This window comes from Pseudomonas sp. NFX71 (assembly GCF_048079215.1).
In the GTDB taxonomy this organism is placed as follows: Bacteria; Pseudomonadota; Gammaproteobacteria; order Pseudomonadales; family Pseudomonadaceae; genus Aquipseudomonas; species Aquipseudomonas fluorescens_B.
The window spans coordinates 6,343,661-6,361,676 of record NZ_CP182230.1 but is presented as its reverse complement, the minus strand read 5'-3'; the positions used below and the strand labels follow the sequence as shown (position 1 = coordinate 6,361,676).

Genomic DNA, 18,016 nt, shown 5'->3' with positions numbered 1-18,016 from the left:
CTAAATACAAAGCAACCTAACTATTACGTTGACATTCGCTGCCTAGGCAGTAACATCTCGAAATACATTCTCTGCCTAGGCAGCTAATTGGTGGTCAGATGAAGCATTTCACCCCGGACGAATTCCACACGTGTCATCTCGGCCTCTTGCTCGGGCGCGCTGCGCTGCTCAAGGACCGGATCATCGACACGCACATGGAACCCCACGGCATCACCGCCGCGCAGTTCAAAGTGCTGATCATCATGGCGCAGTTCGGTGTCGACACCCCGGCCGAGCTGTGCCGTCACCTGTCGCTGGACAGCGGTTCGATGACCCGCATGCTCGATCGTCTGGAACAGAAAGGCTTCCTCGCCCGCCAGCGTTCCGAGGCGGATCGCCGTCAGGTGCAGCTTGTGTTAACTGAGCAAGGCCAACGCTTGACCGACCGTCTGCCGGAAATCGGTGCCGACGCCATGAACGAACTGGCTGGCGCGATCACTCCGGACGAGCTGAAAACCCTGGAACAGATCCTGAAGAAAATTCTGGTGGCAGCCGGTGACTCGATCACGCTGCTGCGGGTAGGTGACCAATGAGCGGCAAAACCTTGCGTGCCGGCCTGAGCCTGGTGCTGGCGGCCATGACCCTGGCCGGTTGCGCCAGCTACAGCGGCCTGACCACCGAAGGCAAAAGCCTCGATGCGAAAACCCTCAAGGCCGGGCAATCCCTCAGCGGCGTGACCCTGTCGCCCGCGGCCTGGCCGAAAAGCGACTGGTGGAAAAGCCTCGGCGACCCGCAGCTCGACGGTCTGATCCGCGAAGCGTTGCACGACAGTCCGGACATGCAGATCGCCGACGCCCGCGCCCATCAGGCCAGCGCTGCTGCGTACGCTGCCGACGCGGCGCGGATGCCGACCCTCGATGCGAGCGCCGGCGTCAGCCGTTCGCGTCTGGCGCGGGATCAAGACCCGCGAGGCGAGGGCGATGCGTACTCCACCGTGCGTAATATCGGCGCCAGTTTCAATTACAACTTCGACCTTTGGGGCGGTCAGCGTGACGCCTGGGAAGCGGCGTTGGGCCAGGCTCGCGCTGCCGAAGTCGATCAGCAAGCGGCGCAACTGACGTTGTCCGCCGACGTTGCCCGCGCCTATAGCGATCTGGGGCAGGCGCATATCGTTCACGACCTGGCCCAGGAAGACCTCAAGCGCACCAGACAAATGCTCGATCTGAGCCAGCGTCGCCTGAATTCCGGGATCGACAGTCAGTATCAGTTCCAGCAAACCGAAAGTCTCGAGGCCACGTCCGAAGCCAGTCTGATCGACGCTGAGAAACGCCTGCAAAGCGCGAAAATCGCCCTGGCGGTGTTGCTCGGCAAAGGCCCGGACCGCGGCAACGACATCGCCCGGCCGAAGATCCTTCAGGCCAGCGCCGTCGCGTTGCCATCGGTCCTGCCCGCCGAGTTGCTCGGTCGTCGTCCGGATCTGGTCGCCGCACGTTGGCGCGTCGAGGCGGCGAGCAAGAACATCGATGCCGGAAAAACCCGGTTCTATCCCAATCTCAACCTGAGCGCCGCGGCCGGTGCCGAATCGTTGTTGGGTGATGCGATGTTTGGTTCGGCCAGTCGTTTCTTCAACATCGCGCCGACGATCTCGGTGCCGATTTTCGACGGTGGCCGCTTGCGCGCCGACCTCGATGCCCGGGACGCCGATTACGACCTCGCGGTGGCGCAGTACAACAAAAGCCTGGTGCGAGCGCTGGGTGATGTCAGCGACACCATCAATCAGTTACGCGATATCGGCCGGCAAATCGGCGCTCAGCAGCACGCCACCGACATTGCCCAGGATTCTTACAACACCGTGGTCCAGCGTTACGGTTCCGGCATCGGAAACTACCTGGACGTGCTCAGCATCGAGCAGCAGTTGCTCCAGGCCCAGCGTCAGCTGGCCAACCTGAATGCGGAGCGGATCGACCTGTCGATCCAACTGATGCAAGCGCTGGGCGGCGGTTTTCAGGGCGACACCCTGACCGCGGCCAACGCAACCCCAGCCACGCAGCACAACTAATTCAAGGTGATGGTCATGGCCACTGCAGAAAACACCCAAACCCCTGACAACGCGCAAGACACCAGCAACCCGCGCAAACGCAAGGTCATGCTGGTCGTTCTCGCCATCGTGGTGATCCTCGCCGGTGTCGGCGTCTGGGGTTATCACGAATTCTACGGGCGCTGGAACGAGAGCACTGACGACGCCTATGTGAACGGCAACGTGGTGGAAATCACCCCGCTGGTCACCGGCACCGTGGTCAGCATTGGTGCCGACGATGGCGACCTGGTCCATGAAGGCCAGGTGCTGATCAACTTCGACCCGAACGACGCACAGGTCGGTCTGCAAAGTGCCCAGGCCAATCTGGCTCGCACCGTGCGTCAGGTTCGTGGTTTGTACAGCAACGTCGACGGCATGAAAGCCCAGGTCAACGCTCAGCAGGCGGAAGTGCAAAAGGCCCAGGACAACTTCAACCGCCGGAAAAACCTGGCGGCGGGCGGGGCGATTTCCCTGGAAGAACTGTCCCACGCTCGTGACGACCTGATCTCGGCACAAAACGCCCTGGCCAATGCGAAGCAGCAACTGAAAACCACCAGCGCCCTGGTGGATGACACCGTGGTGTCGTCGCACCCTGACGTGATGTCGGCCGCCGCGCAATTGCGCCAGGCGTACCTGAACAATTCCCGCAGCACCTTGATTGCACCGGTGACCGGTTATGTCGCCAAGCGCTCTGTGCAACTCGGTCAGCGGGTCCAGCCGGGTACCGCGCTGATGGCGGTGATTCCGCTGGATCAGCTGTGGATCGACGCCAACTTCAAGGAAACCCAGCTGCGCGACATGCGCATCGGCCAGCCGGTCGATATCCAGGCCGACCTCTACGGCAGCGACGTGAAGTTCAGCGGCACCATCGACAGCCTCGGCGCCGGCACCGGCAGCGCGTTTGCCCTGCTGCCGGCACAGAACGCCACCGGTAACTGGATCAAGATCGTGCAGCGTGTGCCGGTGCGGATTCACATCAACGCCGAAGAATTGGCCAAACACCCGTTGCGCGTTGGCCTGTCGACTCAGGTCGATGTGAACCTGCGCGACCAGAGCGGTCCGGTGCTGGCGCAACAGCCGCCGCAAAAGGCTTCGTTCAGCACCAACGTCTATGACCGGCAGTTGGCAGAGGCCGACGCCATGATCACGCAGTTGATCCACGACAACAGCGCGGCGGTCAGCAAAACCGCTCAGCGCTGACACCTAACCTGTGTGGGTGAAGCTTGCTCCCGCTCGGCTGCGAAGCGGTCGCACAGCTTTTGGGGCCGCTTCGCAACCCGGCGGGAGCAAGCTCCCTCGCCACAAAAAGCTGGCTTGCCACAAAAGCTGTTCCACCAAAGCTCTCTCACCACAGAGGCTCCCTTGCCACAAAAGCTCGCTCCCACACGGTCAGCTGTGTCTGTAACAGGCGCAGCGCCCATCAGGTTTCAAAGGATTCGCGATGAGCAATAACGCGTCTTTCACGCCGCCCAGCCTGCTGCTCAGCACCATCGGCCTGTCGCTGGCGACCTTCATGCAAGTGCTCGACACCACCATCGCCAACGTGGCGCTGCCAACGATTTCCGGCAACCTGGGCGTGAGTTCGGAGCAGGGCACGTGGGTGATCACCTCGTTTGCGGTGAGCAACGCCATCGCTCTGCCGCTGACTGGTTGGCTGAGCCGGCGATTTGGTGAGGTGAAGCTGTTTCTCTGGGCGACCATTCTGTTTGTGCTGGCCTCGTTTCTCTGCGGCATTTCCACCTCGATGCCGGAGCTGATCGGTTTTCGGGTGCTGCAAGGCCTGGTGGCCGGGCCGTTGTACCCGATGACCCAGACGCTGCTGATCGCGGTCTACCCGCCTGCCAGGCGTGGCATGGCCCTGGCGTTGCTGGCGATGGTCACGGTGGTTGCGCCGATTGCCGGGCCGATTCTTGGCGGCTGGATCACCGACAGCTACAGCTGGCCGTGGATCTTCTTCATCAACGTGCCGATCGGGATTTTCGCAGTCATGGTCGTGCGTTCGCAGCTCAAGGCGCGGCCGGTGGTGACCAGTTATCAGCCGATGGATTACGTCGGTCTGATCACGCTGATCATCGGTGTCGGCGCGTTGCAGGTGATCCTCGACAAGGGCAACGACCTCGACTGGTTCGAGTCGAATTTCATCCTCATCGGCGCGGCCATTTCCGCGATTGCGCTGGCGGTGTTCGTGATCTGGGAAATGACCGACCAGCACCCGGTGGTCAACCTGCGGTTGTTTGCGTATCGCAACTTCCGCATCGGTACGATTGTGTTGGTGTTGGGGTACGCCGGGTTCTTCGGGATCAACCTGATCCTGCCGCAATGGCTGCAAACCCAGATGGGCTACACGGCAACGTGGGCCGGGTTGGCGGTGGCGCCGATCGGGATTTTACCGGTGTTGATGTCGCCATTTGTCGGCAAGTACGCGCACAAGTTCGACCTGCGGTTATTGGCAGGCCTGGCGTTCCTGGCCATTGGCCTGAGCTGTTTCATGCGCGCCGGGTTCACCAACGAAGTGGATTTCCAGCACATCGCCCTGGTGCAACTGTTCATGGGCATTGGCGTGGCGCTGTTCTTCATGCCGACCTTGAGCATTTTGATGTCGGACCTGCCACCGAGCCAGATCGCCGACGGCGCGGGCCTTGCGACCTTCCTGCGGACCCTGGGCGGCAGTTTTGCGGCGTCATTGACGACCTGGATCTGGATTCGCCGGGCGGATCAGCATCATGCCTACATGAGCGAAAGCATCAGCACTTATGAGCCCGCGACCCGGGAGGCGTTGAACAGCCTGGGCGGTGCGAGCAACCCGGCGTACGCGCAGCTCGATCATGTACTGACGAGTCAGGCGTATATGCTTTCCACCGTGGATTACTTCACGTTGCTGGGGTGGGCGTTCATGGGGTTGATCGTGATCGTGTGGCTGGCGAAACCGCCGTTTGCGGCGAAGGCCGGGCCTGCGGCGGCAGGGCATTGATTTAGCTGCGATCTTTTGATCTTAAGGGGTAGCGAAATCAAATGGCGCCAGTGCGAACCCGTGCTCATCCACCTGTAACGCCCAGCCCTGACGATCCCAATCCCCCAACACAATGCGTTTGGCCGCTTGCTCGCCAATCTGCAACTTGTGGATGGCGGGGCGATGGGTATGGCCATGAATCAATGTCTTCACGCCATATTCCTGCATGATCCGCGGCACTTCTTCCGGCGTGACATCCACGATGTCATTGGCCTTCATCCGCGTCTGCGTCCGGCTTTCGCTGCGCAGTTTGCGCGCCAGTTTATGGCGAGTGCGCAGGGGCAGGTGGCGCAGGATGAACAGGGTAATCGGGTTGCGCAGGTAGCGACGCAGCTTCATATAAGCCTCGTCACGGGTACAGAGGCTGTCGCCGTGCATCAACAGCACCGGCTCGCCGTTGAACTGCACGACACTCGGGTCCTTCAGCAACGTACAGCCGGCCTGTTTGCAGAAGGCCTGGCCCAGCATGAAGTCGCGATTGCCGTGCATCAGAAAAATGGCCGTGCCGCTGTCGCTGAGGTCGCGCAGGGCCTGGCAGATGGAACGCTGAAAGGGCGTCATGGCATCGTCGCCAATCCACGCCTCGAAAAAGTCGCCCAGGATGTACAACGCACTCGCCGAACGGGCGCGTCCGGCGAGCAAATCCAGAAACGCCCGGGTGATGTCCGGGCGCTCCTCTTCCAGATGCAAGTCTGAAATCAGCAGTATCACGCTTCGATGATCTCGGCTTTCTCGATGATCACGTCGTCTGCTGGCACGTCCTGGTGGCCGGCCTTGGAGGTGGTGGATACACCTTTGATCTTGTCGACAACATCGGTGCCGGCAACGACTTTGGCGAACACCGCGTAGCCCCAGCCCTGGGTGGTCTTGGCGCTGTGGTTCAGGAAGCTGTTGTCAGCGACGTTGATGAAGAACTGCGCGGACGCCGAATGCGGCTCCATGGTACGAGCCATGGCCACGCTGTATTTCTCGTTCGGCAGGCCGTTGTCGGCTTCGTTCTGGATGCTTGGGCGCTTGTCTTTCTTTTCTTTCATGCCTGGCTCGAAACCGCCGCCCTGGATCATGAAGTTACCGATGACGCGGTGGAAAACGGTGTTTTCGTAGTGACCGGCTTTGACGTACTCGATGAAGTTGGCCACGGTGATCGGGGCTTTCTCGGCATTCAGTTCCAGGACGATGTCGCCATGGTTGGTGGTCAGTTTGACTTGGGTCATGATCGGGGACTCTTTTTAGGTAATGCGTTTTCTGGGAATTCGTGGGTTTCGGGGCTATTGAGCCCTCAACCGGTCCGGCCGGTGTCGGCCAAGGTGCGCAGTTTAGCGTGCCGGGCGCGAATTTCGAGGCTGTTTTTCATTTGCATCCGATTAAATGCAGCCGTTTTCGGGCCTGTACTGTCAGCGACTTGACAGCATCGGCTATGATAAGCCCCTTTGTTTTAACCGCCGCTTTGATTTGGCCAACTGGCCGCGCACTTGTACGTTCAAGGATCCTATGAGCAAGCCCACTGTCGACCCTACCTCGAATTCCAAGACCGGCCCTGCCGTGCCGGTCAATTTCCTGCGCCCGATCATCCAGGCGGACCTGGACTCGGGTAAGCACACGCAGATCGTCACCCGTTTCCCGCCTGAACCCAACGGTTACCTGCACATCGGTCACGCCAAGTCGATCTGTGTGAACTTCGGTCTGGCCCAGGAGTTTGGCGGCGTCACCCACCTGCGTTTCGACGACACCAACCCGGCCAAGGAAGACCAGGAGTACATCGACGCGATCGAAAGCGACGTCAAATGGCTGGGCTTCGAATGGTCCGGCGAAGTGCGCTACGCCTCGCAGTATTTCGATCAGCTGCACGATTGGGCCGTTGAACTGATCAAGGCCGGCAAAGCCTACGTCGACGACCTGAGCCCGGAGCAAGCCAAGGAATACCGTGGCAGCCTGACCGAGCCGGGCAAGAACAGCCCGTTCCGTGATCGCAGCGTCGAAGAGAACCTCGACTGGTTCGCCCGCATGCGCGCCGGCGAATTCCCGGACGGCGCACGCGTGCTGCGGGCCAAGATCGACATGGCCTCGCCGAACATGAACCTGCGCGACCCGATCATGTACCGCATCCGTCACGCGCATCACCACCAGACCGGCGACAAGTGGTGCATCTACCCGAACTACGACTTCACCCACGGTCAGTCGGACGCCATCGAAGGCATCACCCACTCGATCTGCACCCTGGAGTTCGAAAGCCACCGTCCGCTGTACGAATGGTTCCTCGAGAACCTGCCCGTGCCGGCGAAACCGCGTCAGTACGAGTTCAGCCGCCTGAACCTGAACTACACCATCACCAGCAAGCGCAAGCTCAAGCAACTGGTCGATGAAAAGCACGTTTTCGGTTGGGACGATCCGCGCATGTCCACGTTGTCCGGTTTCCGCCGCCGTGGCTACACACCGGCGTCGATCCGCAACTTCTGCGACATGGTCGGCACCAACCGTTCCGACGGCGTGGTCGACTTCGGCATGCTTGAATTCAGCATTCGTCAGGATCTGGACCAGAACGCTCCGCGCGCCATGTGCGTGCTGCGTCCGCTGAAGGTCGTGATTACCAACTACCCGGAAGACAAGGTCGATCACCTCGAACTGCCGCGTCATCCGCAAAAAGAAGAACTGGGTGTGCGCAAGCTTCCGTTCTCCCGTGAAATCTACATCGACCGCGATGACTTCATGGAAGAGCCACCAAAGGGCTACAAGCGCCTGGAGCCGAACGGCGAAGTGCGTCTGCGCGGCAGCTACGTGATCCGTGCCGACGAAGCGATCAAGGACGCCGACGGCAACATCGTTGAGCTGCGTTGCTCCTACGACCCGGAAACATTGGGCAAGAACCCTGAAGGCCGCAAGGTCAAAGGCGTGGTTCACTGGGTGCCGGCCGCGGCCAGCGTCGAGTGCGAAGTGCGTCTGTACGATCGCCTGTTCCGCTCGCCGAACCCTGAGAAGGCCGAAGACAGCGCCAGTTTCCTGGACAACATCAACCCTGACTCGCTGCAAGTGCTGACCGGTTGTCGTGCTGAGCCTTCGCTGGGCAATGCACAGCCGGAAGACCGTTTCCAGTTCGAGCGCGAAGGTTATTTCTGCGCGGATATCAAGGACTCGAAACCCGGTCATCCGGTGTTCAACCGTACCGTGACCTTGCGTGATTCGTGGGGCCAGTGATTCAAGGAACCTCTAACGTGCTTTCGATCTACAACACGCTCACCAAGAGCAAAGAAGTCTTCAAGCCGGCGGATGGCAACAATGTGCGCATGTACGTCTGCGGGATGACCGTGTACGACTACTGCCACATTGGCCATGGCCGCAGCATGGTCGCGTTCGACCTGGTGACCCGCTGGTTGCGGTTCAGCGGGTATAACCTGACGTATGTGCGCAACATCACCGACATTGAAGACAAGATCATCAACCGGGCCAGGGAGAACGGCGAACCGTTCGACGTGCTGACCGAACGCATGATCACCGCGATGCATGAGGACGAGGCGCGCCTCAATATCCTCAAGCCGGACATGGAGCCGCGGGCCACCGATCACATCGCTGGCATGCAGACCATGATCCAGACCCTGATCGACAAGGGTTACGCCTACGCACCGGGCAATGGCGACGTGTACTACCGCGTCGCCAAGTTCATGGGCTACGGCAAGCTGTCGCGCAAGAAAATCGAAGACCTGCGCATCGGCGCGCGGATCGAAGTCGACGAGTCGAAGCAGGACCCGCTGGACTTCGTGCTGTGGAAAGGCGCCAAGCCGGGCGAGCCGAGCTGGCCGTCACCGTGGGGCGACGGGCGTCCGGGCTGGCACATCGAATGCTCGGTGATGTCGACCTGCTGCCTGGGCGAGACCTTCGACATTCATGGCGGCGGCAGCGACCTCGAATTCCCGCACCACGAAAACGAAATCGCCCAGAGCGAAGCGGCGACCGGCAAGACCTACGCCAACACGTGGATGCATTGCGGCATGATTCGCATCAATGGCGAGAAGATGTCCAAGTCCTTGAACAACTTCTTCACCATCCGCGATGTGCTGGAAAAGTACCACCCGGAAGTCGTGCGTTACCTGCTGGTGTCGAGCCACTACCGCAGTGCTATCAACTATTCGGAAGACAACCTCAAGGACGCCAAAGGCGCACTCGAGCGTTTCTACCATGCGTTGAAAGGCCTGCCGAGCGTGGCGCCGGCTGGCGGCGAAGCCTTTGTCGAGCGCTTCACCCAGGTGATGAACGACGACTTCGGCACGCCGGAAGCCTGCGCGGTGCTGTTCGAGATGGTTCGCGAGATCAACCGTTTGCGCGAGAGCGATCTCGACGCGGCGGCGGGGCTGGCGGCGCGCTTGAAGGAACTGGCCAGTGTGTTGGGTGTGTTGCAGCTGGAGGCGGATGACTTCCTGCAGGCCGGTGCTGAAGGGCGGGTCGATGCGGCTGAGGTTGATGCGCTGATTGCGGCGCGCCTGGCGGCTCGTGCGGCTAAAGACTGGGCTGAATCCGACCGGATCCGCGACCAGCTCACCGCCATGGGCGTGGTGCTGGAAGATGGCAAGGGCGGCACGACCTGGCGTCTGGCTGACTGATTGCTGTGATTGCTGCAAAACAAAACCCGCCTTGTGCGGGTTTTTGTTTTTGGGTCGGAGCAAGTGCAGCGGTGCCCAGGCTGGCGTCATCGCGAGCAGGCTCGCTCCCACATTGGATCTTAGCTATGTTTGAGTGCTGTGCGCGGCACAGATTCCCTGTGGGAGCGAGCCTGCTCGCGATGGTCTCCAGTCGAACACAAACAGTGTGGGCGGCTGGTCATTCAGCCTGGCGCAACCGCTTGTATAAGGTGTTGCGGCTGACTCCGAGACGTCGCGCCAAATGGGAGATATTCCCCCCAGCCGCCTGCAACTGCCGATTCAAATCCTCGGCATCATTCAAATCCACCGCCAGGGTTTCCGGCGAATCCACCGGCTCCATCTCCAGATCGACAAAAAAATCATCCGGCAAATGCTCCGGCCGCACCGGCTGTTCTTCGGCCATGGCCAGCGCCACCTGCATCACGCTGCTGACCTGACGTAGATTTCCCGGCCACGGATGACGGCCGAACAGTTCGAGCACTTCTCGACTCAACCCGGCCCATTGCGACGGCTCGCGGTGTTGCTCCCACAAGCGCTTGAACAGTGCCTGCTTGTCACTGCGTTCCCGTAGCGGTGGCAATTCGAGGGTCAAACCGCCGATCCGGTAATAAAGATCTTCCCGAAAACGGCCCAACTGAACCTGCTCGCGCAATGAGCGGTTGGTGGCCGAAATGATGCGGATATCCACCGGGTACAACTCGCTGCTGCCCACCGGTTGAACACAGCGTTCCTGCAAAACCCTTAACAGTCGCGCCTGCGTCGGCAGTGGCATGTCGCCAATCTCATCGAGGAACAGCGTGCCTTTGTCAGCCTTGCGGATCAGCCCGATGCTGCCTTTCTGATTTGCGCCGGTGAACGCACCTTTCTCGTAGCCGAACAGCTCGGATTCCACCAGTTCGGCGGGGATCGCTGCACAGTTGACGGCAATGAACGGCTGTTTGCTGCGAGAGCTGGCCTGATGCAGTGCCTTGACGAACACTTCCTTGCCGACGCCGGTTTCGCCGTGAATCAGCAGCGGAATGTCTTTTTCCAGCAAGCGCTCGGCCTGGCGCACGGCTTTTTCCACGCGACCGTCGCCAAAGTGCAGCGTATTGAGGCTGATCGCGGCGGGCGCGTTTGCGGCAGGTTCGGCGCTCTTTGTTTCAGAAAATAGCCGCGCCTGAATCGGTGCCTGTTTCGGGCGTTTCAACAGGCACTGGAAGCGGTTACGCCCGGAGGCCTGGAGGGAGAAGGGCAAGCCGTCCGGCTGATTCAGCAGTTCCAGCAGCGACACCTTGAACAGGCTCTCGATACTGACCCGCGACAGACTGATACCGAGCAAATTGTCGGCCCGGCGGTTGGCGGACAGTACTTGGCCGCTCTCATCGAAAATAAGCAAACCCGCCCATTGGCTGTCGAGGTTGTTCAACCCGGTGTTGAATGTCAGTTGAAAATGCTGGCCATGGAACAGGTTGAGGATCAGCCGGTTTTCCACGGTCTGGCTCATCATCTTGACCATGCCGAGGGTGTGGGACGGCGGCAGGTAGCTGTCGCTGGACACGTCCAGCACCGCGATCACCTTGCGTTCGGCATCGAAAATCGGTGCGGCGGAACCGGTCATGAAGCGGTTGGCCTTGAGGAAATGTTCATCGTGCTCGATGTGCACTGCCTGCTCGCAGGCCAGCGCGGTGCCGATCGCATTGGTGCCGCTACAACGCTCCATCCAACTGGCGCCGGCGCTGAAGCCACGGGTCAGGCTCGGCTCGATGAAGCGCTGAGTGCCCCAAGAGGTCAGCACCTGGCCCTGGTTGTCGGCGAGCATGATCAGGCAATTGGAATTGCTCAGGATGTTCTCGTAGTAGGGCAGGACTTCCTGGTGGGTGGTCTGCACCAGTGAATGCTGGCTTTCCAGCAACTGCGCGATGCCCTCGGCCGGCAATTGGTCGAATGCCGGAGCGCTTTGGTGATCGAGACCGAACGCGCGGCAACGGGACCAGGAGTCCTGGATGATGGCGTCGTGGGAGAGCGGCGAGGCGGGTGCGGCCATGGCAGTCGATCTCTGAGCAAGCTTTTATTGTTTTTATGGTTTTTTTGCACATCACGTTGAATGTCGCACGTGATGGTTCTGGCACACCACGACTTTGTGGGGCCGTAAACAGTCCGTAGAGTGTTGTTCACTATTGTTCATTGTCAACCGTTGAACTGTTCAATTGTTCAGTCGCGGTTGTTCATTTCTGTTCAGCAACGAACCATTTTTTTCGCTTGTTGAAGGATTTTCAAGCCAGATCAACAACTTGCAATTTCTGGCACGAAAGTCGCTCTGTAGCTCCGGTCGCTTGACTCCAATAATAAAAAGGCCGAGCCATGTCACTCACTCTGGAGCACGTCAGCCGCACCGTCGAGGGCCAGACCTGGATCGACGATGCGTGCCTTAGTTTCGAACCCGGTTCCTTCAACGTTTTGCTCGGCCGCACGCTGTCCGGCAAAACCAGCCTCATGCGCCTGATGGCCGGTCTGGACAAGCCCGACAGCGGCCGCATCCTGATGAACGGCGTCGACGTCACCCAACGCCCGGTGCGCTTGCGCAACGTGTCGATGGTCTATCAGCAGTTCATCAATTACCCGACCATGACGGTGTTCGAGAACATCGCATCGCCGTTGCGCCAGGGCGGCGTTTCCAACGAGCTGATCCAGAGCAAAGTGCTGGAAACGGCGAAGATGCTGCGCATCGAGAAGTTTCTCCAGCGCTATCCGCTGGAACTCTCCGGTGGCCAGCAACAGCGCACGGCCATGGCCCGGGCGCTGGTGAAGGACGCCGAACTGATCCTGTTCGATGAGCCGCTGGTCAACCTCGACTACAAACTGCGCGAAGAGCTGCGTCAGGAAATGCGCGAGTTGTTCAAGGCGCGCCACACCATCGCCATCTACGCCACCACCGAACCCAACGAAGCGCTGGCGCTCGGTGGCACCACGACCATTCTTCACGAAGGCCGGGTGATCCAGAGCGGCAAGGCTGCGGAGGTCTATCACCAGCCGCAAACCGTGCTGGCGGCAGAATTGTTCTCCGAGCCACCAATCAACCTGATGCCCGGACGGATTGCCGGTAACGAAGTCAGCTTCGCCAACTTCGTGCACTTCCCGTTGAACGTGGATTTGCGCCCGGTGGGCGAGGGCGAGTTCCGCTTCGGCGTGCGCCCCAGCCATATCTCGCTGGTGCCGAGCAACGACGATGACCTCGAACTGGCGGTGACCGTCGAAGTCGCCGAGATCAGCGGTTCGGAAACCTTCCTGCACGTGCGCAACGAGCATTTCCTGCTGGTGCTGCATTTGCCCGGGGTTCACGAATACGACGTCGATGCGCCGATCCGCATCTACATTCCGACCCATAAACTGTTTGTGTTCGATGCGCAGGGACGACTGGTCCAGGCGCCCGGCCGCCGTATCGCGAGGGTTGCCTGATGGCCGAAATCCGTTTGCAGAACCTCGCCCACAGTTACACCCGTACGCCGAGCGGTCCCGAGGATTACGCGATCCGCGAGATGGACCACGTCTGGGAGCAGGGCGGTGCCTATGCCTTGCTCGGGCCTTCGGGCTGCGGCAAGTCGACCTTGCTCAATATCATTTCCGGGTTGCTCAGTCCGTCCCAGGGCCACGTCCTGTTCGACGGTAAAGCGGTCAACGACCTGACCCCGGAGAAGCGCAACATTGCCCAGGTTTTTCAGTTTCCGGTGGTTTACGACACCATGACGGTGTTCGACAACCTGGCCTTCCCACTGCGCAATCAGGGCATGGCCGAAGCGAAAATTCACAGCAAGGTGCAGGAAATTGCCGAGGTCCTCGACCTCCAGGCGCTGCTGAGCAAGAAGGCGCGCAACCTCACCGCCGACGAAAAACAGAAAGTTTCCATGGGCCGCGGATTGGTGCGTGATGACGTCTCGGCGATTCTGTTCGATGAACCGCTGACGGTGATCGACCCGCACCTGAAGTGGAAGCTGCGGCGCAAGCTCAAGCAGATCCACGAGCAGTTCAACATCACGATGGTCTACGTCACCCACGATCAGCTCGAAGCCTCGACCTTCGCGGACAAGATTGCGGTGATGTACGGCGGGCAGATTGTGCAATTCGGTACGCCGCGAGAATTGTTCGAACGGCCGAGCCATACCTTTGTCGGCTACTTCATCGGCAGCCCGGGGATGAACCTGATCGAGGTTCAACCGCAACCCGGTGGCGTCGGATTCGCTTCGACGCACTTGCCCTTGTCTGACGCGCAATTGCAACGCATCGCCGAATCCGAGTGGAAAACCCTGAAAGTCGGCATCCGTCCGGAGTTCGTGCATGTGTGGGACGAGCCGTTTGATGACGCGATGCAGGCACAGGTCGTACACGTTGAAGACCTGGGCACCTACAAGATCATGACCCTGAACCTCGACGGCGCGCCGTTGAAAGTGCGCCTGGCCGAAGACAAACCGGTGCCGGAAGGCACGGCGTACATCAGCTTCCCGGCGCAGTGGTTGATGGTCTATGCCGACGATTACCTGCTGGAGGTGCAGCCATGAACAAGGTGCAGAACAACAAGGCCTGGTGGCTGGTCCTGCCGGTGTTTTTGCTGGTGGCGTTCAGTGCGGTGATCCCGATGATGACCGTGGTCAACTATTCGGTGCAGGACATCTTCGACCAGTCCAGCCGCTACTTCGTCGGTGCCGACTGGTACAAACAGGTGCTGCTCGACCCACGGCTGCACGACTCGTTGCTCCGTCAGTTCATCTATTCAGGCTGCGTATTGCTGATCGAAATCCCGCTGGGCATCGCCATCGCACTGACCATGCCGACCAAGGGCCGCTGGTCGTCGCTGGTGCTGATCATCCTGGCGATTCCACTGCTGATTCCGTGGAACGTGGTCGGGACGATCTGGCAGATTTTCGGCCGGGCCGACATTGGTTTGCTCGGGTCGAGCCTCAATGCGATGGGCATCAACTATAACTATGCGGCCAACACCATGGACGCCTGGGTCACGGTGCTGGTGATGGACGTCTGGCACTGGACGTCGTTGGTGGCGCTGTTGTGTTTCTCAGGCCTGCGGGCGATTCCGGACGTGTACTACCAGGCGGCGAGGATTGATCGGGCATCGGCCTGGGCAGTTTTCCGACACATCCAGTTGCCCAAGCTCAAGAGCGTGCTGTTGATCGCGGTGATGCTGCGGTTCATGGACAGTTTCATGATCTACACCGAGCCGTTCGTGCTCACGGGCGGCGGGCCGGGGAATGCCACGACCTTCCTCAGCCAGACCCTGACGCAGATGGCCATCGGACAGTTCGACCTCGGCCCGGCGGCAGCTTTCTCGCTGGTGTACTTCCTGATCATCCTGTTGGTGTCCTGGCTGTTCTACACCGCCATGACTCACTCTGACGCCAACCGCTGAGGTCTGCCATGAGTAAAAGAAAGCTCATTCCGCTGCTGATCTACATCCTGTTCCTGCTGGTGCCGATCTACTGGCTGCTGAACATGTCGTTCAAGAGCAACACCGAAATCCTCAGCGGCCTGACCCTGTTTCCGCAGGATTTCACCTTCGCCAACTATAAGGTGATCTTCACTGATCCTGCCTGGTACACCGGTTACCTCAACTCGCTGTATTACGTGAGCCTGAACACGGTGATCTCTCTGAGCGTGGCGCTGCCGGCAGCGTACGCGTTCTCGCGGTATCGCTTCCTGGGCGACAAGCACCTGTTCTTCTGGCTGCTGACCAACCGCATGGCGCCGCCGGCGGTGTTTCTGTTGCCGTTCTTCCAGCTGTATTCCTCGATCGGTCTGTTCGACACGCACATCGCGGTGGCACTGGCGCATTGTCTGTTCAACGTGCCGTTGGCGGTGTGGATTCTCGAGGGCTTCATGTCCGGCGTTCCGAAAGAAATCGACGAAACCGCCTACATTGATGGCTACAGTTTTCCCAAGTTCTTCGTGAAGATTTTTGTGCCGCTGATTGGCTCGGGGATCGGTGTGACGGCGTTTTTCTGCTTCATGTTTTCCTGGGTCGAGTTGCTGCTGGCGCGGACGCTGACGTCGGTGAATGCCAAGCCGATTGCGGCGGTCATGACGCGCACCGTCTCGGCATCCGGTATCGATTGGGGTGTGCTGGCGGCGGCAGGGGTGTTGACCATCCTGCCGGGCATGCTGGTGATCTGGTTTGTCCGTAACCACGTGGCCAAGGGCTTTGCCCTGGGCCGGGTATGAGGAACTGATGATGGAATGGATGAGCTGGACCGTCCCGACGGCAACGTTTTTCTGTGTCATTGCCTTGATCCTGGTCGGCATGACGACCTGGGAATTGCGTTCGCCGAGCATTCTTCGGCGTGGTTTCTTGCCGATTGCCACCACCCGTGGCGATCGGCTGTTTATCGGTCTTCTCGGCAGCGCCTACCTGCATTTGCTGGTAATCGGCGTCACCGACTGGAGCATCTGGGTAGCGTCCGCGTTGTCCCTGGTGTGGCTGTTGGCTGTGATGCGTTGGGGCTAGTCGAATCGCTCGGCAATGTTGCTCCGAAACCCAATAAGGAGGTCTCTATGTTCGACAAAAACAATAAGCTGCGACATAGCATTTCATTGGCAGCCATGCTGGCACTCAGCGGTTTGAGCGCTTCGGCCTGGGCCGATGCCTATGAAGACGCCGCGAAGAAATGGATTGGCAGTGAGTTCAAGCCGTCCACCCTGACGGCAGATCAGCAGCTCGCGGAACTGAAGTGGTTCATCAAGGCCGCCGAGCCGTTTCGCGGGATGGACATCAAGGTTGTCTCGGAAACCCTGACCACTCACGAATATGAGTCCAAGGTGCTGGCCAAGGCCTTTACCGAGATCACCGGGATCAAGGTGACCCACGACCTGCTGCAAGAAGGCGACGTGGTGGAAAAGCTGCAGACCGTGATGCAGTCAGACAAGAGCATCTATGACGGCTGGGTCAATGACTCGGACCTGATCGGTACGCACTTCCGCTACGGCAAGACGGAATCGATCACCGACCTGATGGCCAATGAAGGCAAGAACTTCACTTCGCCAACCCTGGACCTCAAGGATTTTATCGGCCTTTCCTTCACCACCGCTCCCGACGGCAAGCTCTATCAACTGCCCGACCAACAGTTCGCCAACCTCTATTGGTTCCGCGCCGACTGGTTCGAGCGTGCGGACCTTAAAGCCAAATTCAAGGAAAAGTACGGTTACGAACTGGGCGTGCCGGTGAACTGGTCAGCCTATGAAGACATCGCCAAGTTCTTCAGCGAAGACGTCAAGGAAATCGACGGCAAGCGGGTCTACGGGCACATGGACTACGGCAAGAAAGACCCGTCACTGGGCTGGCGTTTCACCGATGCCTGGTTCTCCATGGCGGGTGGCGGCGACAAGGGATTGCCTAACGGTTTGCCGGTGGACGAATGGGGTATCCGCGTCGAGGATTGCCACCCGGTCGGTTCCAGCGTGACGCGCGGTGGCGACACCAATGGCCCGGCGGCGGTCTTTGCAACCACCAAATACGTCGACTGGCTCAAGGCCTACGCGCCACCGGAAGCGGCTGGCATGACCTTCTCCGAGTCCGGCCCGGTACCGTCCCAAGGCAACATCGCCCAGCAGATCTTCTGGTACACCGCATTCACGGCTGACATGACCAAACCGGGTCTGCCGGTGGTGAACGCCGATGGCACACCGAAATGGCGCATGGCACCTTCGCCACGCGGTCCGTATTGGGAAGAGGGCATGAAGCTGGGGTATCAGGACGTGGGTTCCTGGACGTTCATGAAATCCACGCCTGAGAAGCAGAAACTGGCGGCCTGGCTCTATGCGCAGTTCGTGACGTCGAAAACCGTGTCGCTGAAGAAAACCATTGTCGGCCTGACACCGATTCGCGAGTCGGACATCAACTCCCAAGCGATGACCGATCTGGCGCCGAAACTTGGTGGCCTGGTCGAGTTCTACCGCAGCCCGGCCCGCGTGCAATGGACCCCGACCGGGACCAACGTGCCGGACTATCCGCGTTTGGCGCAATTGTGGTGGAGCCACATCGCCGAAGCCGCCAGCGGCGACAAAACCCCGCAACAGGCGCTCGACGGTCTGGCCAAGGACCAGGACGCAATCATGTCCCGTCTGGAACGCTCCAAAGCCCAAGCCACCTGCGCCCCGAAAATGAACCCCGAGCGCGATGCGCAATACTGGTTCGATCAACCGGGTGCACCGAAACCGAAACTGGCGAACGAGAAGCCGAAGGGCGAAACCGTGAGCTACAACGAACTGCTGAAGTCGTGGGCGGACGCACGTAAGTAAACCGCAGAACCGAGAAAGGCGAACGGCACCGAAAGGTGC

15 protein-coding genes are annotated in these 18,016 nt (G+C 59.9%); 12 read left to right on the top strand and 3 right to left on the bottom strand.

Going from position 1 to position 18,016, the window contains the following annotated elements; genetic code table 11:
* Positions 1-98: 98 nt before the first annotated feature.
* From ACM1ZW_RS29605 to ACM1ZW_RS29590, 4 genes are all read left to right on the top strand, one after another.
* Positions 99-572, top strand: a complete 474-nt coding sequence (locus tag ACM1ZW_RS29605; protein WP_017339626.1) for a MarR family winged helix-turn-helix transcriptional regulator — start codon at positions 99-101, stop codon at positions 570-572.
* Positions 569-2,038 (top strand): efflux transporter outer membrane subunit, encoded by a 1,470-nt coding sequence (locus ACM1ZW_RS29600; protein ID WP_017339625.1) that lies wholly within the window; start codon positions 569-571, stop codon positions 2,036-2,038. Before ACM1ZW_RS29605 ends, ACM1ZW_RS29600 begins: the two co-directional genes overlap by 4 nt.
* A 15-nt stretch (positions 2,039-2,053) precedes the next feature.
* Complete coding sequence (locus ACM1ZW_RS29595) at positions 2,054-3,256, top strand: efflux RND transporter periplasmic adaptor subunit (RefSeq protein WP_416739900.1); 1,203 nt, start codon at positions 2,054-2,056, stop codon at positions 3,254-3,256.
* A 241-nt stretch (positions 3,257-3,497) separates the two neighbouring features.
* Positions 3,498-5,027: a DHA2 family efflux MFS transporter permease subunit gene (locus tag ACM1ZW_RS29590; RefSeq protein ID WP_416739899.1), complete on the top strand. Its 1,530-nt coding sequence runs from the start codon at positions 3,498-3,500 to the stop codon at positions 5,025-5,027.
* Positions 5,028-5,048: 21 nt separating this feature from the next.
* On the opposite strand, the gene lpxH is transcribed toward ACM1ZW_RS29590, so the two are convergent.
* Complete coding sequence (lpxH, locus tag ACM1ZW_RS29585; protein WP_017339622.1) at positions 5,049-5,777, bottom strand: UDP-2,3-diacylglucosamine diphosphatase; 729 nt, start codon at positions 5,775-5,777, stop codon at positions 5,049-5,051.
* Positions 5,774-6,280 (bottom strand): peptidylprolyl isomerase, encoded by a 507-nt coding sequence (locus tag ACM1ZW_RS29580; protein WP_017339621.1) that lies wholly within the window; start codon positions 6,278-6,280, stop codon positions 5,774-5,776. Before ACM1ZW_RS29580 ends, lpxH begins: the two co-directional genes overlap by 4 nt.
* 277 nt (positions 6,281-6,557) lie before the next feature.
* Between ACM1ZW_RS29580 and ACM1ZW_RS29575 the strand changes: the two genes are divergently transcribed.
* Together ACM1ZW_RS29575 and cysS are read left to right on the top strand one after the other, a co-directional pair.
* Entirely contained in the window at positions 6,558-8,258 is a 1,701-nt protein-coding gene (locus ACM1ZW_RS29575; protein WP_017339620.1) for a glutamine--tRNA ligase/YqeY domain fusion protein, read from the top strand.
* Between the two features lie 17 nt (positions 8,259-8,275).
* Positions 8,276-9,658, top strand: a complete 1,383-nt coding sequence (gene cysS / locus ACM1ZW_RS29570; RefSeq protein ID WP_416739898.1) for a cysteine--tRNA ligase — start codon at positions 8,276-8,278, stop codon at positions 9,656-9,658.
* A 217-nt stretch (positions 9,659-9,875) separates the two neighbouring features.
* Here the strand turns inward: cysS and ACM1ZW_RS29565 are convergent, their stop codons facing one another.
* Positions 9,876-11,723 (bottom strand): sigma-54-dependent Fis family transcriptional regulator, encoded by a 1,848-nt coding sequence (locus tag ACM1ZW_RS29565; protein ID WP_017339618.1) that lies wholly within the window; start codon positions 11,721-11,723, stop codon positions 9,876-9,878.
* 317 nt (positions 11,724-12,040) lie between these two features.
* Here ACM1ZW_RS29565 and ACM1ZW_RS29560 point away from each other — a divergent pair, with 317 nt between their 5' ends.
* The 6 genes from ACM1ZW_RS29560 to ACM1ZW_RS29535 are packed head-to-tail and all read left to right on the top strand — an operon-like array spanning position 12,041 to position 17,977.
* Positions 12,041-13,135, top strand: coding sequence for an ABC transporter ATP-binding protein (locus tag ACM1ZW_RS29560; protein ID WP_017339617.1), 1,095 nt, complete (start codon positions 12,041-12,043; stop codon positions 13,133-13,135).
* Entirely contained in the window at positions 13,135-14,232 is a 1,098-nt protein-coding gene (locus ACM1ZW_RS29555) for an ABC transporter ATP-binding protein (RefSeq protein WP_017339616.1), read from the top strand. Before ACM1ZW_RS29560 ends, ACM1ZW_RS29555 begins: the two co-directional genes overlap by 1 nt.
* Entirely contained in the window at positions 14,229-15,095 is an 867-nt protein-coding gene (locus ACM1ZW_RS29550) for a carbohydrate ABC transporter permease (protein ID WP_008032762.1), read from the top strand. Before ACM1ZW_RS29555 ends, ACM1ZW_RS29550 begins: the two co-directional genes overlap by 4 nt.
* Positions 15,096-15,103: 8 nt before the next feature.
* Positions 15,104-15,904: a carbohydrate ABC transporter permease gene (locus ACM1ZW_RS29545; protein ID WP_017339615.1), complete on the top strand. Its 801-nt coding sequence runs from the start codon at positions 15,104-15,106 to the stop codon at positions 15,902-15,904.
* Between the two features lie 10 nt (positions 15,905-15,914).
* A complete protein-coding gene (locus ACM1ZW_RS29540) occupies positions 15,915-16,187 on the top strand; it encodes a DUF2160 domain-containing protein (protein WP_031319023.1) in 273 nt (90 codons plus the stop codon).
* Between the two features lie 47 nt (positions 16,188-16,234).
* The gene (locus tag ACM1ZW_RS29535; RefSeq protein ID WP_017339613.1) at positions 16,235-17,977 is read left to right on the top strand and encodes an extracellular solute-binding protein; all 1,743 of its coding nucleotides are present in this window, start codon (positions 16,235-16,237) and stop codon (positions 17,975-17,977) included.
* The last annotated feature ends 39 nt before the right edge of the window (positions 17,978-18,016 follow it).